This is a genomic window from Mycolicibacterium setense, from assembly GCF_000805385.1.
Lineage (GTDB): Bacteria > Actinomycetota > Actinomycetes > Mycobacteriales > Mycobacteriaceae > Mycobacterium > Mycobacterium setense.
In genome coordinates this window covers 588,906-606,221 of sequence record NZ_JTJW01000010.1, presented here as the reverse complement: position 1 = coordinate 606,221, position 17,316 = coordinate 588,906, and the positions used below count along the sequence as shown (strand labels likewise).

Sequence of the window (17,316 nt, the reverse complement as noted above, 5' to 3'; positions counted from 1 at the left end):
GCTGTGGGCACGTCAGAGGTCGTATCCGACGCCGCAGGCAGGATGCGCGTGCACGCGCCGTGGTTCCGGGGTGATGCGCTGCGCGCCGTCGCGATAGAGGATGCCGTCGACCAGGTGCCGGGCGTGCGGGCTGTTCATGCCTACCCGCGGACAGCCTCGGTCGTGGTGTGGTATTCGCCGAGGCGTTGCGACCGTGCCGCGGTGATGGCGGCGATATCGACAGCGGCCGAGGTGGCGCGACACCTGGTGCCGGTCCGCACACCGCGTTCGGCCGACATCCACAACGCCGACATTCTGCGGATGGCCATCGGCGCTCTCGCCCTGGCGCTGCTGGGTGTGCGTCGCTATGCCTTCGCCAGGCCGCCGTTGCTCGGGCCGACCAGTCGAATGTTCGCGACGGGAGCCACGATCTTCACCGGCTATCCGTTCCTGCGAGGTGCGCTGCGCACGCTGACCGGAAACCGGACCGCGGGCACCGACGTTCTCGTCTCGGCCGCCACCGTGGCCAGCCTCGTACTGAGGGAGAACGTCGTAGCGCTGACCGTCTTGTGGCTGCTCAACATCGGTGAATATCTGCAGGATCTCACGCTGCGACGGACCCGCCGGGCGATCGCCAACCTGTTACAGGGCACGCAGGACACGGTGTGGCTGCGCCTGGCCGACGGCACCGAGATCGAGGTTCCCGTGGACGGGCTCCGAGTCGGTGATGAGGTCGTGGTGCACGAGCAGGTCGCGATCGCGGTCGATGGTGTGGTGAGCGACGGCGAGGCCATCGTCGACCAGTCGGCGATCACCGGTGAGAACCTCCCCGTCGCCGTCACAACCGGCGCCAAGGTGTACGCGGGTTCGGTTGTGGTCCGCGGGAAGTTGGTGATCACCGCCGAGGCAGTCGGACGCCACACCACGATCGGCCGAATCATCAGCCGAGTCGAGGAAGCCCAATATCACCGTGCACCGATTCAAACGGTCGGCGAGACGTTCTCCCGGCGCTTCGTCCCTGCCTCGTTCCTGCTGTCGGCGCTGACACTGGTGGTCACCAGGGATGTGCGTCGCGCGATGACGATGTTGTTGGTTGCCTGCCCCTGTGCGGTGGGGCTGGCGACACCGACTGCCATCAGCGCGGCCATCGGAAACGGTGCCCGGCGCGGGATCCTGATCAAGGGCGGTTCGCATCTCGAGGAAGCCGGCCGCGTGGACGCCGTCGTGTTCGACAAGACCGGGACGCTGACCATCGGTCGCCCCATCGTCACCAATGTGGTTGCCTTCCACAAGGACTGGGAGCCCGAGCAGGTCCTGGCGTATGCGGCCAGCTCGGAGATCCACGCGCGCCATCCCCTTGCCGCCGCAGTGCTGCGGTCGACCAAGGAGCGTCATATCGAGATACCTCCACACGAGGAGTGCGAGGTACTCGTCGGGCTGGGTATGCGTACCCGGGCCGACGGGAGAACGCTGCTGCTCGGCAGTCCTTCTCTGTTGGCCCAGGAAAAGGTCCGGGTGACCAAACGTGCCTCGGAGTGGGTGGACAAGCTCCGCCGGAGTGCTGAGACGCCTCTGCTACTGGCCGTCGACGGAAAACTGGTCGGCCTCATCGGTTTGCGCGATGAAGTTCGGCCCGAGGCCATCGAAGTGTTGCAGGCATTACGGGCCACCGGTGTCCGCCGCATGGTGATGCTCACCGGCGACCATCCCGATGCCGCCGCTGCCGTCGCCGAGGATCTCGGGATCACCGAATGGCGCGCCGAGGTGATGCCCGAGGACAAGCTCACGGTAGTGCGTGAATTGCACAGCGAGGGGTACACCGTCGCGGTCATCGGCGACGGCGTCAACGATGCGCCGGCCCTCGCCGCATCGGATATCGGCATCGCCATGGGGCTCGGCGGCACCGACGTGGCGGTCGAGACCGCCGACGTGGCGCTGGCCAGTGATGACTTGCGGCGACTGCTCGACGTGCGGGCTCTGGGCGGTCGGGCGGTGGATGTGATACAGCAGAACTACGCGATGTCGATCGCGGTGAACGCCATCGGTCTCGTCGTCGGCGCCGTCGGTGTGCTCTCTCCGGTTCTCGCCGCGGTCCTGCACAACGCGTCGTCGGTGGCCGTGGTGGCCAACAGTGCCCGGCTGATCCGCTATGAGCTCGATCAGAGCTCAGTTTCGAGAACTCACCCGGACGAGGTTTACGTCGGCTCGTAGGTGCGGGGGAAGGCTCGCGGAATCCCACTGACCGGCGGCGATCCACTCGCACGCGCGTTGAGCGTCGGCGTCGGCGGCGATGGGTCCGATCCAGATCGCGGGTGCGCTGGGAACCCGGTCTGTCGAGCAGGGCTGCAGCACAAGTACCGGGTTGAGATTGGCACGCCTGCTCGCGCAGGTGAACTCTCCGAGCAAGCACTGCGTACTCACCAGAACGCCGTGTGGGCACTGGCGTACGACGTTTCTCAGTATGTGCACCAGCGCAGACCGGGGACCGGACGAGGAGCAACACACGCACAAGGCGACAACGAACGGTTCGTTTGTGTGAGCTTGGCCGCGGCTCACGGGAGCTCGACTTTACTTGCCAGCCAACGCCCCTCGACCTTGCTCATGGTCATCCTGATCCTGCTGCGGTCCAGCCGCGGCTCCGGGTGCGCCGCGTTGCTCACCGACTGATCGACGAACAACAGCACTTCGACGGAGTCGGGCGAGGCCGATCTAACGGCGGATTCGACCACCATGCCGTGCGCTGTCGCCTTGTTCTCGGCCAATAGTCGACGCAGCTGCGCGCTGGACTGCGCGTAGGTGTCCTTGAACTCGCCCGTCGAGCCTTCCGCCGCCGAGGCGAAGTTCTCATCGAGCTTGTTGCCGTCGATGTTGGTCAGCACGCCGATGAATCGTTGCGCCGCACCCAGGCCTTGGCGCGCGGCGATGTCGGTGTCGCGCTGCTGCTTCCACTGCCAACCGACGATTGCCGCGCCGGTGAGTATGGCAATGGCCATCAAGCCGGCGGTTGGCTTCAATGCCCGGTGTGGCCGCCTCCGAGCGCTGCTGGCGGTGTCTTCGATGTTCTGCTCCGGCATGCTTGCTCCTGTCCGGTCCTACGGGAGCTCGACTTTGGCGGCGAGCCAGCGACCGTCGACGTTCTTCATGGTGAGTTTCATCCGGCTGCGGTCAATTCGGGGATCCGGTCGGGCGCTGTTGGTCACCGTCTGATCGACCATGACCAGGACTATGACTTCATCGAGCGACTTGGACTTGATCGCCGAATCGACCACGGTTCCATGTGCTGTCGCCTTGTTGTCGATGAGAAGTTGGCGGAGTTGCACGCTCGATCTGGTGTACATGTCCTTGAACTCGCCGGTGGCGCCGTCGAGGATGCGGGTGAAGTTCTCGTCGACCTTGCTGCTGTCGATACTTGTCAGCGTTTCGGCGTAGGCGGTCGCCGTCGACCTGGCCTGCTCGCCGGCCGTATCGACTTGCCGGTGGTGCCACACCTGCGAGCCCAGTATTGCCGCTACCACTGCGGCGGCGAAGAGGACGACTGCGCCGCCTGCCACGGCCAACCGGCCGAGACGACCCACGGCGGGGCTGCCCTCGATCTCATAGTTGGTGTCGCGGTCGGCGGCCGCCTCCTGGGCAGTTGCGTCGTCGATTGCCGTCACGGCGTATTCCTTGTCGAATCTTGTTTGCGGGCAGGCCTTTACCGCGCCTCTGTGGCGGCCGCCACATTTCGGCAACTCCGGTGAAACCGGCGTTGACAGAGGCTGGCGCTCACCCTACGTTATGTCGATAACGATAACCATTTTCAACAACAACAGGCTTTTGGGTCTCAAGGAGGGGTTGGGATGGCCGCTGGAGCGCCAGTCGGGACGGCCGGTACTGCCGCGGGCACTCGACAACCGCGGCTGAAAGACGGCGAGCACCAGCCCGGCTGGTTCGTCAGTCGTCGAGTCGACATCTACTTCGTGTTCGGCCTGGGTGCGCTGCTGTCAGCGATCCTGTTCGCGGCCGAAAGTCACAAGGGCGTGTTTCTGGTTGGGGCGGTCGCGTTTTCGCTGCTCTCTGACCTCCCGCATGTGCTGACCACAACAGTGCGGGTATGGCTCGACCCACGGGAGCGGTCACGATACCGGTTGCACTACGTGCTGAGCTTCGCCGTGGTCGCCACGATCGTTGGGGTGCTCTGGTTCGGTGGTTGGCTGGTGCCGCTGTTGGCGATCTGGGCGTACTGGCAGGTCTTCCATGTCCTCAAGCAGCACTTCGGCATCATGAACATCTACGCGGCGAAGAACGGGTACAAGGGTCCGCGGAACCGGCTGAAGTACGCGCTGTACGCGGCCTGTCTGGCACCGGTTCTGTACCGGGCAAGCCACGGGCTGCACTTCTCGGAGTACGAAGTGTTCGGCCACCGGCTACCGTTCTCGAACCTCAGTGTCCCGGTGCCGCCGATTCCCAGCGCGCTCATCGGCGTCGCGTACGCGGTCGCCGCGGTGTTGCTCGCCTTGGCGATTGCCGAGCAGGTCAAACTGCGCCGGGACGGGCAGACCCCCCTACCCACCATGGCGATAGCCACGTTCATTATCGCGACGCTGTCGTACAACCTGTCCTACCTGCTGGTCTCGGACCTGTTCGCCCTCATCTTGATTGCGACGACCACCCACAGCCTGCAGTACCACCTGATCAACTGGACCAGGAACAACACCCGGTTCGCGGCATCGACCGACCCCAGCGAGAAGAAGCTGTTGCTGGCCCGGCTGTCGACGCGCAAGGCACTTCCGTTCTATGTGGCGGGGCTGGCGTTGCTGGGCATCCTCGCCGGACAGCTGGACACCGTCATCTTCGCCGTGCCACTGATGTTCGTGTTGCACCACTTCTACATGGACGGCGCGCTATGGAAGAGCAAGGGCAATCCGGAACTGGCCTACGACTTGGGAATCGTTCGTGCCAAGTGACCTGAAGACATCGCTGGACGTCCGTGAGGTCGCCTCGCCCGCGGAAGCCAGACGGTTCGTGGACCTCCCGTGGCACCTCTACTGCGGCGATGCTCGGTGGAGGCCGATGCTGCGCCGGGTCATGCGGGCGAAGATGGACGTCCGTAAGAATCCGCTGTACCGCGAGGTCGAGGTTGCCAACTTCGTTGCCTACCAAGGTGAAACGCCGGTCGGGCGGATCTCGGCCAGTGTCGACTCCGAGTACGTCAAGCGGTACGGCGACTGTGGGTTCTTCGGGCATTTCGAGAGCGCACCTGACGAGGTTGTGGCCTGCGCGTTGCTGGAAACTGCGGAGAACTGGGCCCGTCGTCGTGGCATGGACAAGATGATCGGACCCTACAGCTATTCGACGCGGGAGGAAGTAGGGCTGCTCGCCGAGGGCTACGACACCCCGCCGACCCTGATGCAGCCGTACAACCCGCCGTATTACCTGCCGCTCGTCGAGTCTGCCGGGTACCAAAAGAAGTTCGACAGTGCTTCGTATCGCTGGAATACCGGGTCAGGCAGCACAGTTCAGCAGCGCCTCGTCAAACGTGCCGACGCGGTGATGGACGCGCAGGGCGCCACGGTGCGGTCCGTTCGGATGAAGGATTTCAGCAACGAGCTGGAAACGCTACGGGTCCTCTACAACGATTCCTTCGCCCGCCATCCAGAGAACGTCCCGCTCAGCAAGGCGGTGTTCGCCGGGATGGCTGCGGAGATGCGGCCATTGATCGATCCCCGCATCGTTCGCATCGTCGAGGCGGCCGGAACTCCCATCGGGTTCTTGTTGATGCTGCCCGACGTGAATGAGATCTCCGGGCAATCCGGCCGGCTCACCCCGTCGATGTTGCTGCGCATGGCGGCCAAGCGCGGGGGACGGATCCGCGGGATCGACACCGCCGTCGTCGTCCTCATCGGTGCCGTCGAAACCCAGTTCGGGGCGGGAATCGGCCGCATCCTGGCCGGCGAGATCGTCAGGGCCAGTACCGGCAGCGGATATTCGTCGGTGGCGACCACCTGGGTACACGAAGACAACGTGTGGTCGAATTCCCTGGCCGCGCAGATGAAGACCGAGCCGGACAAGCGGCACCGCGTTTACCAGAAGGCACTGTGATGGCCGGCCGAATCCTTGTCACCGGGGGCGCCGGGTACCTCGGCAGTGAGCTGGTGGCCGAGCTGGTTCGTAACGGTGAAGGAGTCACCGTCATGACCGGACCTGACGACCGTGCGGCCCAACCGGGGGGTTTGGGCCGTGGGGTTGAGGTGGTCCGGGCCGATATCACCGACGAGGCCAGTGTCGATGCAGCCATGCGCGGCATGTCGTATGTGTATCACCTCGCCGGCATTGCGTCTCCGAATTCCCGTCTGGCCCATTCCATCTGGAATGCCAACGTGCTGGGTTCCTATCACGTGGCACGGAGTGCGCTGCACCACGGAGTCCAGCGCGTCGTGCATGTGTCGTCGACGGCCGCCATCGGCTATCCGCCCGACGGCGTGGTGGCTGACGAGCGGTTCGATGTTCGGGATTCGGTGCTCGACAACGTTTACGCCGCCACCAAGCGGGCCGGCGAACGCGTAATGCTCGACTTCGGCGAACGAGGTCTCGACGTCGTGGTGGTGAATCCCGCAGCGGTTTTCGCGCCGGCATTCGGTCCGCCGCGATCCTGGCAAGGGCTGCTGACCGCCGCCCGGCGGGGGCTGCTGCGCGGCGTCCCTCCCGGTGGGACTGCGGTGTGCGCCGCCCGGGACTTCGTCGCCGGAGCCACCGCAGCCATGGTCAAGGGCGGATCCGGGGAGCGGTACATCCTCTACAGCGCCAACCTCACCTACCGGCGGATCGCGGAATTGCTCGTCGAAGCCGTCGGCCGCAGCCACTCTGTCCGGACCCTGCCCATGGGCCTGTTCCGCACCGTCGGAGCTGGGAACCGCGTGATGCGTGACCTGATCGGCAGCGCCCGGCACGACGATGCGCTGGTACCCGAGAACGTCGAGTTGATGGGTCGCCACGTGTACTACGCCTCCGGCAAGGCCGAGCGAGAGCTCGGCATATCGAGAATGTCCGCCGTCGAATTGATCACGGAGTTCGCCCGATGACCACTGATATCCGCCAGAAAGCGGCCGGGTCGGGTTCCAAAGACGCGCTCGGCATCTCGATGGCCGAAGCACGGTCGCTGATCGCCGACCTGACCGCGCGACGCCGGTGGATTTACTGGGCCGACCTCATCGCGTGCGTGGTGATCGGCTACGCCGCGTTCCTGCTGTGCCCGGCCGACCACTTGCTCTCGCCGATCGCGATCAGCTGTATGGGGCTCGCGGCGCTGGCCTTCTACCGCGCGGTGCTGTTCGTCCACGAGATCGTCCATGCGCCAGAAGAGCTGCGCAGGTTCTCGGTGGTGTGGCATGTGGTGTGCGGAATCCCGTTGCTGGTACCGCAATTCACCTACGAGTTCCACCAGGAACATCATGGGTCCCGCACCTACGGCACCGCCGAGGATGGTGAGTACGTCCCTTATGCGACCGAACCGCGCTGGCGGGTGATCGCATTACCGTTCACCGCGTTGCTCGGCCCGCTCGTCTTCGTGCTGAGGTTTCTCGTGTTGGCGCCGCTTTCCTGGTTGGTCCCGCGGATCCGGCCCTACGTCCTGACCCGGGCGTCGGCGCTGATGATCGACGCCGACTTCGTCCGCAAGCTACCCGAAGGCCGTACCCCACGGTCCTGGCTGGTGCAGGAGTTCGCCTGCTTCGTCTACCTGGTGGCGATGCTGGCACTGCTTGTCGGCGGGGTGTATTCACCGAACCGTCTCGCCGAGGCCTATGTGATCGTCGCGGCGGTGCTGTTCGTCAATTGGATTCGGGTGCTGGCTGCGCATCGGTATGAGAGCCGCAACGAGCGGATGACGATTCCCGAGCAGGTCCTCGACTCGATCGACCATCCATCTATGCCGATCCTCGGGGAGCTGTGGGCGCCGCTCGGACTCCGCTATCACGCGGTGCACCACCTGTTTCCGAAGCTGCCCTACCACCAGCTCGGAAAGGCCCGCCGTCGCCTGGCCGAGGCGATTCCGCGTGACGGCGGCTTCTGGACCACCGAGGATCGTTCGCTGACCGCCTCTCTGCGAAGGCTTCTCGCGCATCCACGGGAGGCACTGTGATGCGAGATTCGGCCGCGGCGACCTATTCGCGACGGCTGCCGATCCGGCCCGTCGAGGCGGTCGGCTCCCGGCTGCGTGACGCCGACGGACGCTGGTATATCGACTGTCTGGCTGCGGCGGGCGCGATGTCCCTCGGCTGGAATCATCCCGTTGTCCGGGAGGCGGTGATCAAGACCCTCGAATCGGGAGAGCCGTGGCAATCGCTCGACTTCCACACCCCTACCAGGCAACGATTCGTCGAGGACTTGCTGACCATCCTGCCGCCGGGCCTGGCACGTGACGGCCGGGTGCACCTGTGCTCGCCGAGCGGGGCCAGTGCGATCGAAGCGGCGCTGATGCTCGCCGAGATCGCCACCGGCGGCCGTGAGCACATCGGTGTCCAAGGCGGGTTCCACGGCTGCACCCGGGCCGCGCGGGCGGCCAGTTCCGGTGGCGGACTGCGCCGTCAACCGGTGGTGCTCGCTCCACGGGCCACCTTCCTGCCCTATCCGCAGGATTACCGGTGCCCGTTCGGGGTCGGCGGAGAGCGTGGTGTCGATCTGGCGATGGCCGCGGTCGAGAACCTCTCCCGGCCTCACTCCGGCATCACCTCGCCGGCCTCCGTCCTGGCGGAGTTCGTGCTGGGGGAGGGCGGTGTGATCCCGGCACCATACCGGTGGGGTAACGCGTTGCGGGACACGGCAAGCCATTTCGATGTTCCGCTGATCGCCGACGAGGTGCAGGCCGGGATGTTCCGGACCGGCCCGGCCTGGGCATTTCAACGTTGCGACATCGAGCCCGACATGATGGTGATCTCGAAAGGCCTCGGTTCCGGACTACCCATCGCGGTGTTGGTCGTCCGGGAACGCTATGACGTGTGGGAGCCCGGCGCCTTCACGGGAACGTTCCGCGGCAATGCGATGGCGTTCGCCGCGGCGAGTGCGGTGATCCGCTTCGCTGTCGAGACAGATTTGTCGGACCGTGTCCAGACGGCGGGCGCCGCTTTTCTCGACGGACTCAAGTCCGTCGCAGCGCAGTCCGACATCGTGGGTGACGTGCGGGGGGCTGGGCTGATGCTCGGAGCCGAGATCGTCGATCCGATGCTGCCGCGACAACACGGCGCGGCGGCGCCGGACGCGGAACGGGCTCGATTCATTCAACTGGCCTGTCTGCAGCACGGACTCATCGTCGAAACCGGGGGCCAGTACGGGAACGTGGTGCGCTTCCTGCCGCCGCTGACCATCGATGAGGTCGACATGTCGGCTGCGCTCTCTGCCTTCGAAGCCGCTGTGCGACAAGTGGGTCGGAAGCATGCGACCGACGACGTCCTGATGGGGGCGCAGTGACAACCGATACGAATCCGTTCGCCGCTGACTTTCTCACTGCTACCGGACTCACCGGCTATCGCGAAGCGTTGACCCTGGCAGCCATCTGGGCCGGTACGGAATTGCGTGATCCGGACCGGCCGGGGTTGGTGGCCGGCTATGCAGAGTTGAACAAGGTCGTCGAGGCGTTCGAACTCGACTCCGCAGAGGGGATCGGGTTGCCACGCGCGTTGGGCGAGGCGGCCGGCTTGCTGTCCGGACAGTCCGCGATCGTGACCCATCCCGGTTATCTGGCACATCTGCACTGCCCTCCGACGCTGTCGTCGCTGGCCGCCGAGATCCTGGTCAGCTCCTTCAATCAGTCGTTGGATTCCTTCGACCAGGCGCCGGCCGCCACCGCGATCGAACAGAAGGTCGTCAGCGACCTGTGCGCCACGCTCGGCTACGACGAGGGCGCCGACGGCACGTTCACCAGCGGGGGAACCCAATCCAACCTGCAGGCGCTGATGATGGCCCGAGACCTGTTCGCTCGCGACAGCTTCGGATCCGACCTGTCTGCGGGGCTGCCGGCCGAGGCCGGCTCCTGGCGCGTGTTGTGTACCCGCCAGGCCCATTTCTCGGTGCGGCAGGCGCTGCGGATCCTCGGCCTGTCGGGCGCCGTGGTCGAGGTGCCCACCGATGCGGCCGGGCGGATGCGGATGGACGGGCTGATCGACTGTATTGATCGTGCGGCTGCGGCGGGCACGCCGATCATGGCGCTCGTACTCACCGCCGGCACAACGGACTTCGGGGCCATCGACCCCTTGCCGGAGGCGATCGCCATTGCGCGCGAACACGGCATCTGGACCCACGTCGACGCCTGCGCAGGTGGCTGCCTGGTGTTCAGCGCCACCCATCGTCACCTGCTCCGGGGGATCGAGATGGCCGACTCGGTGGCCGTGGACTTCCACAAGCTCCTGTTCCAGGCGATCAGCTGTAGCGCGCTGCTGGTACGCCGGAGCGAATCATTCGAGATACTGGCTGATCATGCCGATTACCTGAACCCGCTTCAGGATTCGGCCGAAGATGTGGTCAATCTGGTCGGGAAGTCGTTGCAGACCACCCGCCGGTTCGATGCCCTGAAGGTGTTCGTCACACTGCGCGCACTCGGGCGGCAGCGGGTCGGCGAGATGATCGATGCCACCTGTGCGGCCGCAGCTGCGGCCGCAGCTGCGGTTGCCGATCATCCGGGATTGGCTCTCTTGGCGCCCGTCGCGACCAACACCGTCGTGGTGCGCTGGCACCATGCCGACCTGTCCGTCGCCGAATGCGACGACGTGAACCAGCAGATCCGGATCGCGCTGGCCGATTCGGGGCGCGCCGTGATCGGCCGGTCGACGGCGGCCGGCAGTCAGGCGCTCAAGCTCACCTTCGTCAATCCCCTGGTACGTCCGGAGGCCGCTGCCGACGTGATCGCGGCAATCTGCGGCGAGGGCGACCGGATCCATGCCTGCGGAAGGGAATTCACCAACGCATGAACATAGAACTTCTTCGTGTCGACCGGGTGCGCCCTGACGATGATCGGTTCGCCTGGGCGAAGGGTGTGGAATACACCATCTTCGGGCTGGAAAACGGTTGGGCGAGCGAGTCGGACATCGCGGCCGGCGAAATGGTGCACTACCAGCAGTGGGAAAGGTCATCGGAGATCTTCGTGGGGATCGGCGAGGATTCCGACGAACCGGTCGGAGTCCTACGGGCCTTGCGGGCAGATACCGAACTCGGCCTGGACAGCTTCAGCACATTGCGCGACGGCCGCAGCTACGCGGCGCCCGGCCAGCCGGCGCGAAACTTCCTGTACCCGGAGTGGAATTCGTTCTTCGAGGACATCGCGTCTGAGCGCATCGCCGAGCTCGCTACCCAGGGGGTGTGCAAGAAGCGCCGGCGCGTGGGCATGATCGAGCAGATCTGGCAGGCGTTCTTCGGCAGCCTGGCGGCCGACGGTGTCGACTACGTCACCGTGGCGCTCGTGGTCCCGCTGTTCGAGTGGTACAGCCAGCTGTTGTCGACGCATATCCACCAGATCGGCGAGATCATGCCCGACTATATCGGCGCCGACAGCGTTCCGGCCGTCGTCGACATCAGTGGGTCGTTCATCGCGGATGCCAGCCGAACCCTTTTACCGTCAAGCAATTAGAGGAACACCGACATGCGATCCATTCACACGCAAGAACACGTCTTCCGCAAGGTCAGCGAGATCGACTGCCCCGTCGAGCGGGTGTGGGACCGGGTGACCACCCAGGAGGGCATCAACGACGAGATGGGCCCCTATCTCAAGATGACGATGCCGCGCCGGTTCCGGGGACAGTCGATCGCCGACGTCACCCCCGGGACTCGGATCGGCAAGAGCTTCCTGCTGCTGTTCGGTGTCGTTCCGTTCGGGTTCGACGACATCACCATCGCCAAGATCGATCCCGGCCGCATGTTCCGCGAAGAATCGATCATGACCGGGATGCGCATCTGGGTTCATCACCGCACCTTGGAACCGTTGGGGGACAAGACGGTCGTCACGGATGAGATCACACTGGCGCCGCAGGCGCCGATGGGCCTGATCCCGGGCTGGGGCAAGGTGATGAGCCGGGTACTGTCGGCCTTCTTCAGCCACCGGCACCGCCGACTGAGCCGGACCCTGACCGGCGCGGGCGCGTCGCTGTGAAGCGGATCGTCGCGGCCGCCGGTGCGTGTGTGCTCGGGTCCGGGCTGCTGGCCGGCTGTACATCGGTGAACGAAGAGGCCGGAAAGCCCGTCGGGCACGCCTACGCACTGCTGAAGTATCCCGATGCCGCGGCCGAACCGGCGGCCGAATCCCGCCCCGACTCTCCCTACGGAACGTATCCGTTGGAGATTTCGGGCTCGGTCACTTATCTCGACGAGACGACGTCGTTGCCCACCTCGGGTGTGCTGACCATCGGCCCGGGGCCGCGGCGCGGCGAGATGCAAGTCGAGCAGTACTACACCGGTGACCGATTCCCGTACGAGACGGGCATGGTGTCCACCGGGCCCGACGAGGCCGCGGCCGCCACCCTGGACGCGATCACGATCGTCAACCCGCTCGATTCACGTGTGTCGCTGCAATGCGCGGTGAACGGGGGAATCGACTTGGCCGGCACCGGTGAACCGCGTGAGGTGACCGGGTCCTGCGGTGGCGGTGCGACGGTCGCAGGCAGCGTGCGTCCAGCAGGCAGTCGAAAAGGCACCTGGCGCGGCAAGCCCGTCGAATTGGTCCGCACCGTGGTCGATCTCAACGTGACGGGTGTGAGTACCGGCACCATCCACCAGGTCAACGACACGCCCAAGGGCGGCAGTTTTCCGCTCTACACCGAGCTCAAGGTGGACCTCACCGCACAGGGGATCCATCTGACCGAAGAGCTGGAGCGCCACGTCCTTCCCAGAGTCGGAGATTGAACGACCCATGTCTGAAGAAACACAAGACAACCCGTCACCGGCTTTGCTCGCCGATGGCGTCACCAAGTCGTATCCGGGTGCGCAGACCAGTGCCGTCGACGGACTCAGTCTGACGGTGCCCCGCGGGGTGGTCTACTGCCTGCTCGGCCGAAACGGTGCAGGCAAGACCACCACGATCCGCATGGCCACGACGCTGCTCGCACCGACGAGCGGCCGGCTGGAAGTGCTCGGCATCCCCGTGGCCGAAACCGATGAGCTCCGGCCGCTGATCGGCGTGGCGCTGCAGGAGGTGGCACTCGACCTCTGGATGTCGCCGATCGAACAGATTCGCATGAGCCTGGCGATGGCCGGCTGGCCGAAATCCGAAAGGCGCAGGCGCGAAGACGAACTCGTTGAGCAGTTCGGGCTGGGCAAGTACCTCACCCGAAAGGTGGGCGCGCTGTCGGGAGGCATGCGCCGCCGGGTCGACGTGGCGCTGGCGGTGGCCCACGACCCGAAGATGCTGTTCCTCGACGAGCCGTCCAGCGGCCTCGACATCGAGGGCAAGCAAGAGGTGTGGAACGCCATCCGCTCCCTGCGCTCGCAGGGCCGCACGGTGGTGCTGACCACCCATGACATGGACGAAGCGGTCTCCCTGGCCGACGAAGTCGGAATCATCAAGGACGGCAGATTGGTCGCATCCGGATCGACCCAGGAATTCACCAGAAGCCACGGATTCGTCGCGGCGATCTCATCGGACGTGCCGATACCCGACGCGTCGGTGCAGGCATTGGCCACCACCGGATATCCCGTGGAGCGCACGACCGACACCGTGCTGACGGCGACGCTTGAGTCGGCGTCGGCCTTCGCGCTCGGCAGGCTCGGCGCCGAACTGGAGCGGATCGGACTGGGCGAGGCCGACATCGAGGTCCGGTCGACCTCGTTGCGTGATGCGTTCCTGGAGGCCACCCGATGAACTCGTTGTCGAACACCCTGCGGTTGTTCCGCCGCTATGTCGTTGTGGGCCTGAGGCAGCCGGTCTTCGGTTTCATCTTCCCGATCGTCTTTCCCGTGGTCCTGGTGATCTTCGTGCGATCGATGTTCCAGCGAGTCGCCGATCTGCCCGGATTCCCACTGTCGTCCTATACCGCGTATATCGCCCCGGGCCTCATCATGCTGATCCCGATGCTCGGCGCAGGGTACGGCGCGGGCACCCTGATCGACGAGATCAGGTCCGGCTTCACCGACCGCCTCCGCCTCTACGGTGTGTCGACCAGACAGATCATGGCGGCCAAGTTCGGATTCGAAATGTTCCGGATCCTGCCCGCGGCGGTCATCGTGATCGCTCTGCTGGCTTTGCTCGATGCCCCGCTGCGGGCCGGGATCCTCACTGCCGCATTCCTTGTCGTGCTGATGTTCCTGTGGTCGGCGGCCTACAGTTCGTTGTTCTATCTGGTGGCACTGCGCACGCTCAACCCGCAGGCACCGGTGGCGATGCTGCCGCTTGCGCTCCCGGTGCTGTTCATCAGCCAGGCGCTCATGCCGTCGGTGTTCCTGTCGGACTGGCTTCGGTTCAGCATCACCCTGAACCCGTTCTCACACATCGTGGCGGCCGCGTCGACGATCATGTACGGCGAGTTCGACACCGGGACCGTCGTGACGGGTTGCCTTGTCGCCGTTGGCATGTTCGCCGTCCTCCAAATACCCATCCACATGGTGATCCGCCGCAAGATCGGAAGGTAGTCAGGCCGTGTCAGAAGTACGGGAATTCCTCATCGAGTTCATCACCGACGAGCTCGAGCTGCCCGCCGAAGACGTCAACGATTTCTCAGAACTGGTCGGAGACCTGGGTTTCGACTCACTGTCGTTCGCCCTCGGGGTATCCGAGATCAAGAACCGATTCGGCGTCGTCCTCGACAAAGACGATGTGTTCGAGTGCAAGACCGTCGGCGCCCTGGTCGAACTGGTGGAGAACCGCCGGCCCGCCGCCTCCGGTGCGGTGAGCACGGCAGGCAACCCGCCGGGACAGCCGTGAACCGGATCCTGGCCAGACTGCGTGCCGGCGCCGAGATCACTTCACGAGGTCTCACCGCGGCACCGGTCGACCCTGACGGCCGATCGCGCCTCGACCAGCTGACGACGGCGACCTGGGCACGGGTGCACCGGTCCGGCCACGCCGTCGCGGGTGGGTTACAGCAGGCGGGGGTGCTGCCGGGAGACGCGGTGGCCGTGCTGGCCGGCGCACCCGGGGAGATCGCCCCACTGGTGCAGGGCATCTGGATGTCGGGTGCTGTCGTGACCATGCTGCACCATCCCACCCATCGGACCGAGATTTCGGCGTGGGCGGCGGACTTGGGGCCGACGCTGTCGGCGGTCGGTGCCACGACCGTGGTTGTCGGTAGCCCGTTCCTCGCCGCCGGCGAAGCCCTTTCCGCCGCCGGCGTGCGGACTCTGCTGCTGACCGAGTTGCTCGAGGCGGCACCGGGTCAGACCGTGGATTCGGACGAGGATGCGATCGCGTTTGCGCAGCTGACGTCGGGATCCACCGGCAGGCCCAAGGCCGTCGCGATCAGCTACCGCAACATCGAGGCCAACCTGGTCGGGATGGCCGCCGCCTCAGGTGCGGACGCCGAGACCGATGTGGTGGTGAGCTGGCTTCCGCTCTTTCACGACATGGGGATGATGGGCTACCTGATCACGCCCATGTGTCTGGGCATCGAGACCGTCAAGGTGACGCCGGTCGACTTCCTCGGCGATCCGCTGCTGTGGGCCGAGCTGATCACCAGGTATCGCGGAACCATGACCGCGGCACCGAATTTCGCCTACTCGGTGCTGGCGCGCAGGCTTCGCAAGGCTGCCGATGGCGCCTACGACTTCTCGACACTGCGGTTTGCGCTCAGTGGTGCCGAGGCGATCGATGTCGCGACGCTGGACCGGTTGACCACTGCGGGGGCCCGGTTCGGCCTGCGCAAGCACGCCATCGTGCCGGCCTACGGAATGGCCGAGGCGACGCTGGGAGTGTCGTTCGTGCGCCCGGGTGACGAATACCGCGTGTGCGAGCAGCGGGTGGCACTCGGGCGGCCGCTGCCGGGATGTGAGGTCCGCGTGGTGGCCGAGGACGGCTCGGTGGTCGAATCCCCGGCCATCGGTGAACTGGAGATCCGCGGCGAGAACGTGACCTGCGGATACCGCACCGCTGAGGGGATCGAGGCCGTCACAGACGCCGACGGATGGTTCCGCACCGGGGACGTCGGCTATCTGACCGACGACGGCCAACCCGTCATCTGCGGCCGCAAGAAGGACATCCTGATCATCTCGGGCCGAAACGTCCATCCCGAAGACATCGAACGAAGCGTGGCCGGGGTGGACGGTGTGCGCTCGGGTGGCGTTGCCGCGGTGCGCCTTTCCACCGCGGCCGCGGGCGAGGGATTCTCGATGGTGGCCGAGTCGGTATTGCACGCCGACGGCACCGAGACCGCGCGGATCCGTGCCGAGATCGCCGATCGAATCTATCGACAACTAGGGATCAGCCCGAGGGCCGTTCACGTGGTCCCGGCCGGTTGGCTGCCGAAGACCTCGTCGGGCAAGCTGCGACGGTTGGAGACGACGGCGCGGTTGGCCCGGCTGGGACGGTCCGGGGAGCGTGAACTCGTCAGATGACTGTGCGGGACAACAGTTCCCGTGTTGTCCAGGTAGGTGCGGGATACCTGCGGCGTCATCCGGTAGCGGCGCTGGCCACGGTTGGCGAGCAGGTGGTACTCGGGTTGAAGACGATCCGGTTCTGCGTCTTCGACTTGGTGACCGGGCGATTTCAGTGGGCCGAGTTCGTTCGGCAGGCGGCTTTCATGGCCGGTGCGGCCGTCATGCCGACGGTCCTGGTGGCGCTGCCGATCGGGGTCACCTTGTCGATCCAGTTCGCGCTGTTGGCAGGACAGGTCGGCGCGACATCGCTCGCCGGTGCTGCCAGCGGACTGGCGGTCGTGCGACAGGCCGCCTCGCTGGTTTCTGCGCTGCTACTGGCGGCGGCAGTGGGCGCCGCGATGACTGCGGATCTGGGCTGCCGGACCATGCGCGAGGAGACGGCCGCGATGGAGGTAATGGGCGTTTCGGTGGTCCGCAGGCTCGTGGTTCCCCGATTCGCGGCCGCGATCGTCATCGGCATGGCGCTCACCGGGATGGTGTGCTTCGTCGGCTTCCTGTCGAGCTACCTGTTCAACGTTTACGTACAGGGCGGTGCGCCCGGCAGTTTCATCGCCACGTTCGCGTCGTTCGCCACCACGGGAGACATGCTGCTCGCATTGTTCAAGTCGGCGGTGTACGGCGCGATCGTCGCGGTGGTGTCCTGCCAGAAAGGGCTCGCCGCTGGGCAGGGGCCGGCCGGTGTCGCCAACGCCGTCAACGCCGCGGTCGTGGAATCGGTTCTGGTCCTGATGACCGTGAATGTCGCGGTGAGCCAGCTCTACACCATGCTCTTCCCACGGACGGGATTGTGAG

17 protein-coding genes are annotated in these 17,316 nt (G+C 65.6%); 15 read left to right on the top strand and 2 right to left on the bottom strand.

Annotated elements, in window-relative coordinates; all coding sequences use genetic code 11:
* Positions 1–42: 42 nt before the first annotated feature.
* Positions 43–2,190, top strand: coding sequence for a heavy metal translocating P-type ATPase (locus tag QQ25_RS28030; RefSeq protein WP_052236122.1), 2,148 nt, complete (start codon positions 43–45; stop codon positions 2,188–2,190).
* 341 nt (positions 2,191–2,531) lie between these two features.
* Here the strand turns inward: QQ25_RS28030 and QQ25_RS28025 are convergent, their stop codons facing one another.
* Positions 2,532–3,053 carry an Rv1363c family protein gene (locus QQ25_RS28025; protein WP_082017714.1) on the bottom strand — a complete coding sequence of 174 codons (522 nt, stop codon included), beginning with the start codon at positions 3,051–3,053 and terminating at the stop codon, positions 2,532–2,534.
* Positions 3,054–3,071: 18 nt separating this feature from the next.
* Positions 3,072–3,635 carry an Rv1363c family protein gene (locus QQ25_RS28020; RefSeq protein ID WP_039382340.1) on the bottom strand — a complete coding sequence of 188 codons (564 nt, stop codon included), beginning with the start codon at positions 3,633–3,635 and terminating at the stop codon, positions 3,072–3,074.
* A gap of 183 nt (positions 3,636–3,818) precedes the next feature.
* Here QQ25_RS28020 and QQ25_RS28015 point away from each other — a divergent pair, with 183 nt between their 5' ends.
* From QQ25_RS28015 to QQ25_RS27950, 14 genes are read left to right on the top strand one after another with little or no spacing between them, the layout of a single operon-like run.
* On the top strand, positions 3,819–4,925 hold the full coding sequence (locus tag QQ25_RS28015; protein WP_039382338.1) for a hypothetical protein: 1,107 nt from the start codon (positions 3,819–3,821) through the stop codon (positions 4,923–4,925).
* A 13-nt stretch (positions 4,926–4,938) separates the two neighbouring features.
* Positions 4,939–6,060, top strand: coding sequence for an N-acetyltransferase (locus QQ25_RS28010; RefSeq protein WP_409370983.1), 1,122 nt, complete (start codon positions 4,939–4,941; stop codon positions 6,058–6,060).
* Entirely contained in the window at positions 6,060–7,040 is a 981-nt protein-coding gene (locus QQ25_RS28005) for an NAD-dependent epimerase/dehydratase family protein (protein WP_039382334.1), read from the top strand. The genes QQ25_RS28010 and QQ25_RS28005 overlap by 1 nt, the downstream gene beginning before the upstream one ends.
* Positions 7,037–8,098 carry a fatty acid desaturase family protein gene (locus QQ25_RS28000; RefSeq protein WP_039382332.1) on the top strand — a complete coding sequence of 354 codons (1,062 nt, stop codon included), beginning with the start codon at positions 7,037–7,039 and terminating at the stop codon, positions 8,096–8,098. The genes QQ25_RS28005 and QQ25_RS28000 overlap by 4 nt, the downstream gene beginning before the upstream one ends.
* Positions 8,098–9,423 carry an aminotransferase class III-fold pyridoxal phosphate-dependent enzyme gene (locus QQ25_RS27995; protein WP_039382330.1) on the top strand — a complete coding sequence of 442 codons (1,326 nt, stop codon included), beginning with the start codon at positions 8,098–8,100 and terminating at the stop codon, positions 9,421–9,423. The genes QQ25_RS28000 and QQ25_RS27995 overlap by 1 nt, the downstream gene beginning before the upstream one ends.
* Entirely contained in the window at positions 9,420–10,919 is a 1,500-nt protein-coding gene (locus QQ25_RS27990; RefSeq protein ID WP_039382328.1) for a pyridoxal phosphate-dependent decarboxylase family protein, read from the top strand. Before QQ25_RS27995 ends, QQ25_RS27990 begins: the two co-directional genes overlap by 4 nt.
* Positions 10,916–11,575 (top strand): hypothetical protein, encoded by a 660-nt coding sequence (locus tag QQ25_RS27985; RefSeq protein WP_039382326.1) that lies wholly within the window; start codon positions 10,916–10,918, stop codon positions 11,573–11,575. Before QQ25_RS27990 ends, QQ25_RS27985 begins: the two co-directional genes overlap by 4 nt.
* A 12-nt stretch (positions 11,576–11,587) precedes the next feature.
* Positions 11,588–12,094 (top strand): Rv1443c family protein, encoded by a 507-nt coding sequence (locus tag QQ25_RS27980; RefSeq protein WP_039382325.1) that lies wholly within the window; start codon positions 11,588–11,590, stop codon positions 12,092–12,094.
* Complete coding sequence (locus QQ25_RS27975) at positions 12,091–12,843, top strand: hypothetical protein (RefSeq protein WP_039382323.1); 753 nt, start codon at positions 12,091–12,093, stop codon at positions 12,841–12,843. Before QQ25_RS27980 ends, QQ25_RS27975 begins: the two co-directional genes overlap by 4 nt.
* A gap of 7 nt (positions 12,844–12,850) precedes the next feature.
* Positions 12,851–13,798 carry an ABC transporter ATP-binding protein gene (locus QQ25_RS27970; RefSeq protein WP_039382321.1) on the top strand — a complete coding sequence of 316 codons (948 nt, stop codon included), beginning with the start codon at positions 12,851–12,853 and terminating at the stop codon, positions 13,796–13,798.
* Positions 13,795–14,565: an ABC transporter permease gene (locus tag QQ25_RS27965; protein WP_039382320.1), complete on the top strand. Its 771-nt coding sequence runs from the start codon at positions 13,795–13,797 to the stop codon at positions 14,563–14,565. Before QQ25_RS27970 ends, QQ25_RS27965 begins: the two co-directional genes overlap by 4 nt.
* A 7-nt stretch (positions 14,566–14,572) precedes the next feature.
* On the top strand, positions 14,573–14,857 hold the full coding sequence (locus tag QQ25_RS27960) for an acyl carrier protein (RefSeq protein ID WP_039382318.1): 285 nt from the start codon (positions 14,573–14,575) through the stop codon (positions 14,855–14,857).
* Positions 14,854–16,482, top strand: a complete 1,629-nt coding sequence (locus tag QQ25_RS27955) for a fatty acyl-AMP ligase (protein WP_039382317.1) — start codon at positions 14,854–14,856, stop codon at positions 16,480–16,482. Before QQ25_RS27960 ends, QQ25_RS27955 begins: the two co-directional genes overlap by 4 nt.
* On the top strand, positions 16,479–17,315 hold the full coding sequence (locus tag QQ25_RS27950) for an MlaE family ABC transporter permease (protein ID WP_039382315.1): 837 nt from the start codon (positions 16,479–16,481) through the stop codon (positions 17,313–17,315). The genes QQ25_RS27955 and QQ25_RS27950 overlap by 4 nt, the downstream gene beginning before the upstream one ends.
* Position 17,316 lies beyond the last annotated feature (1 nt).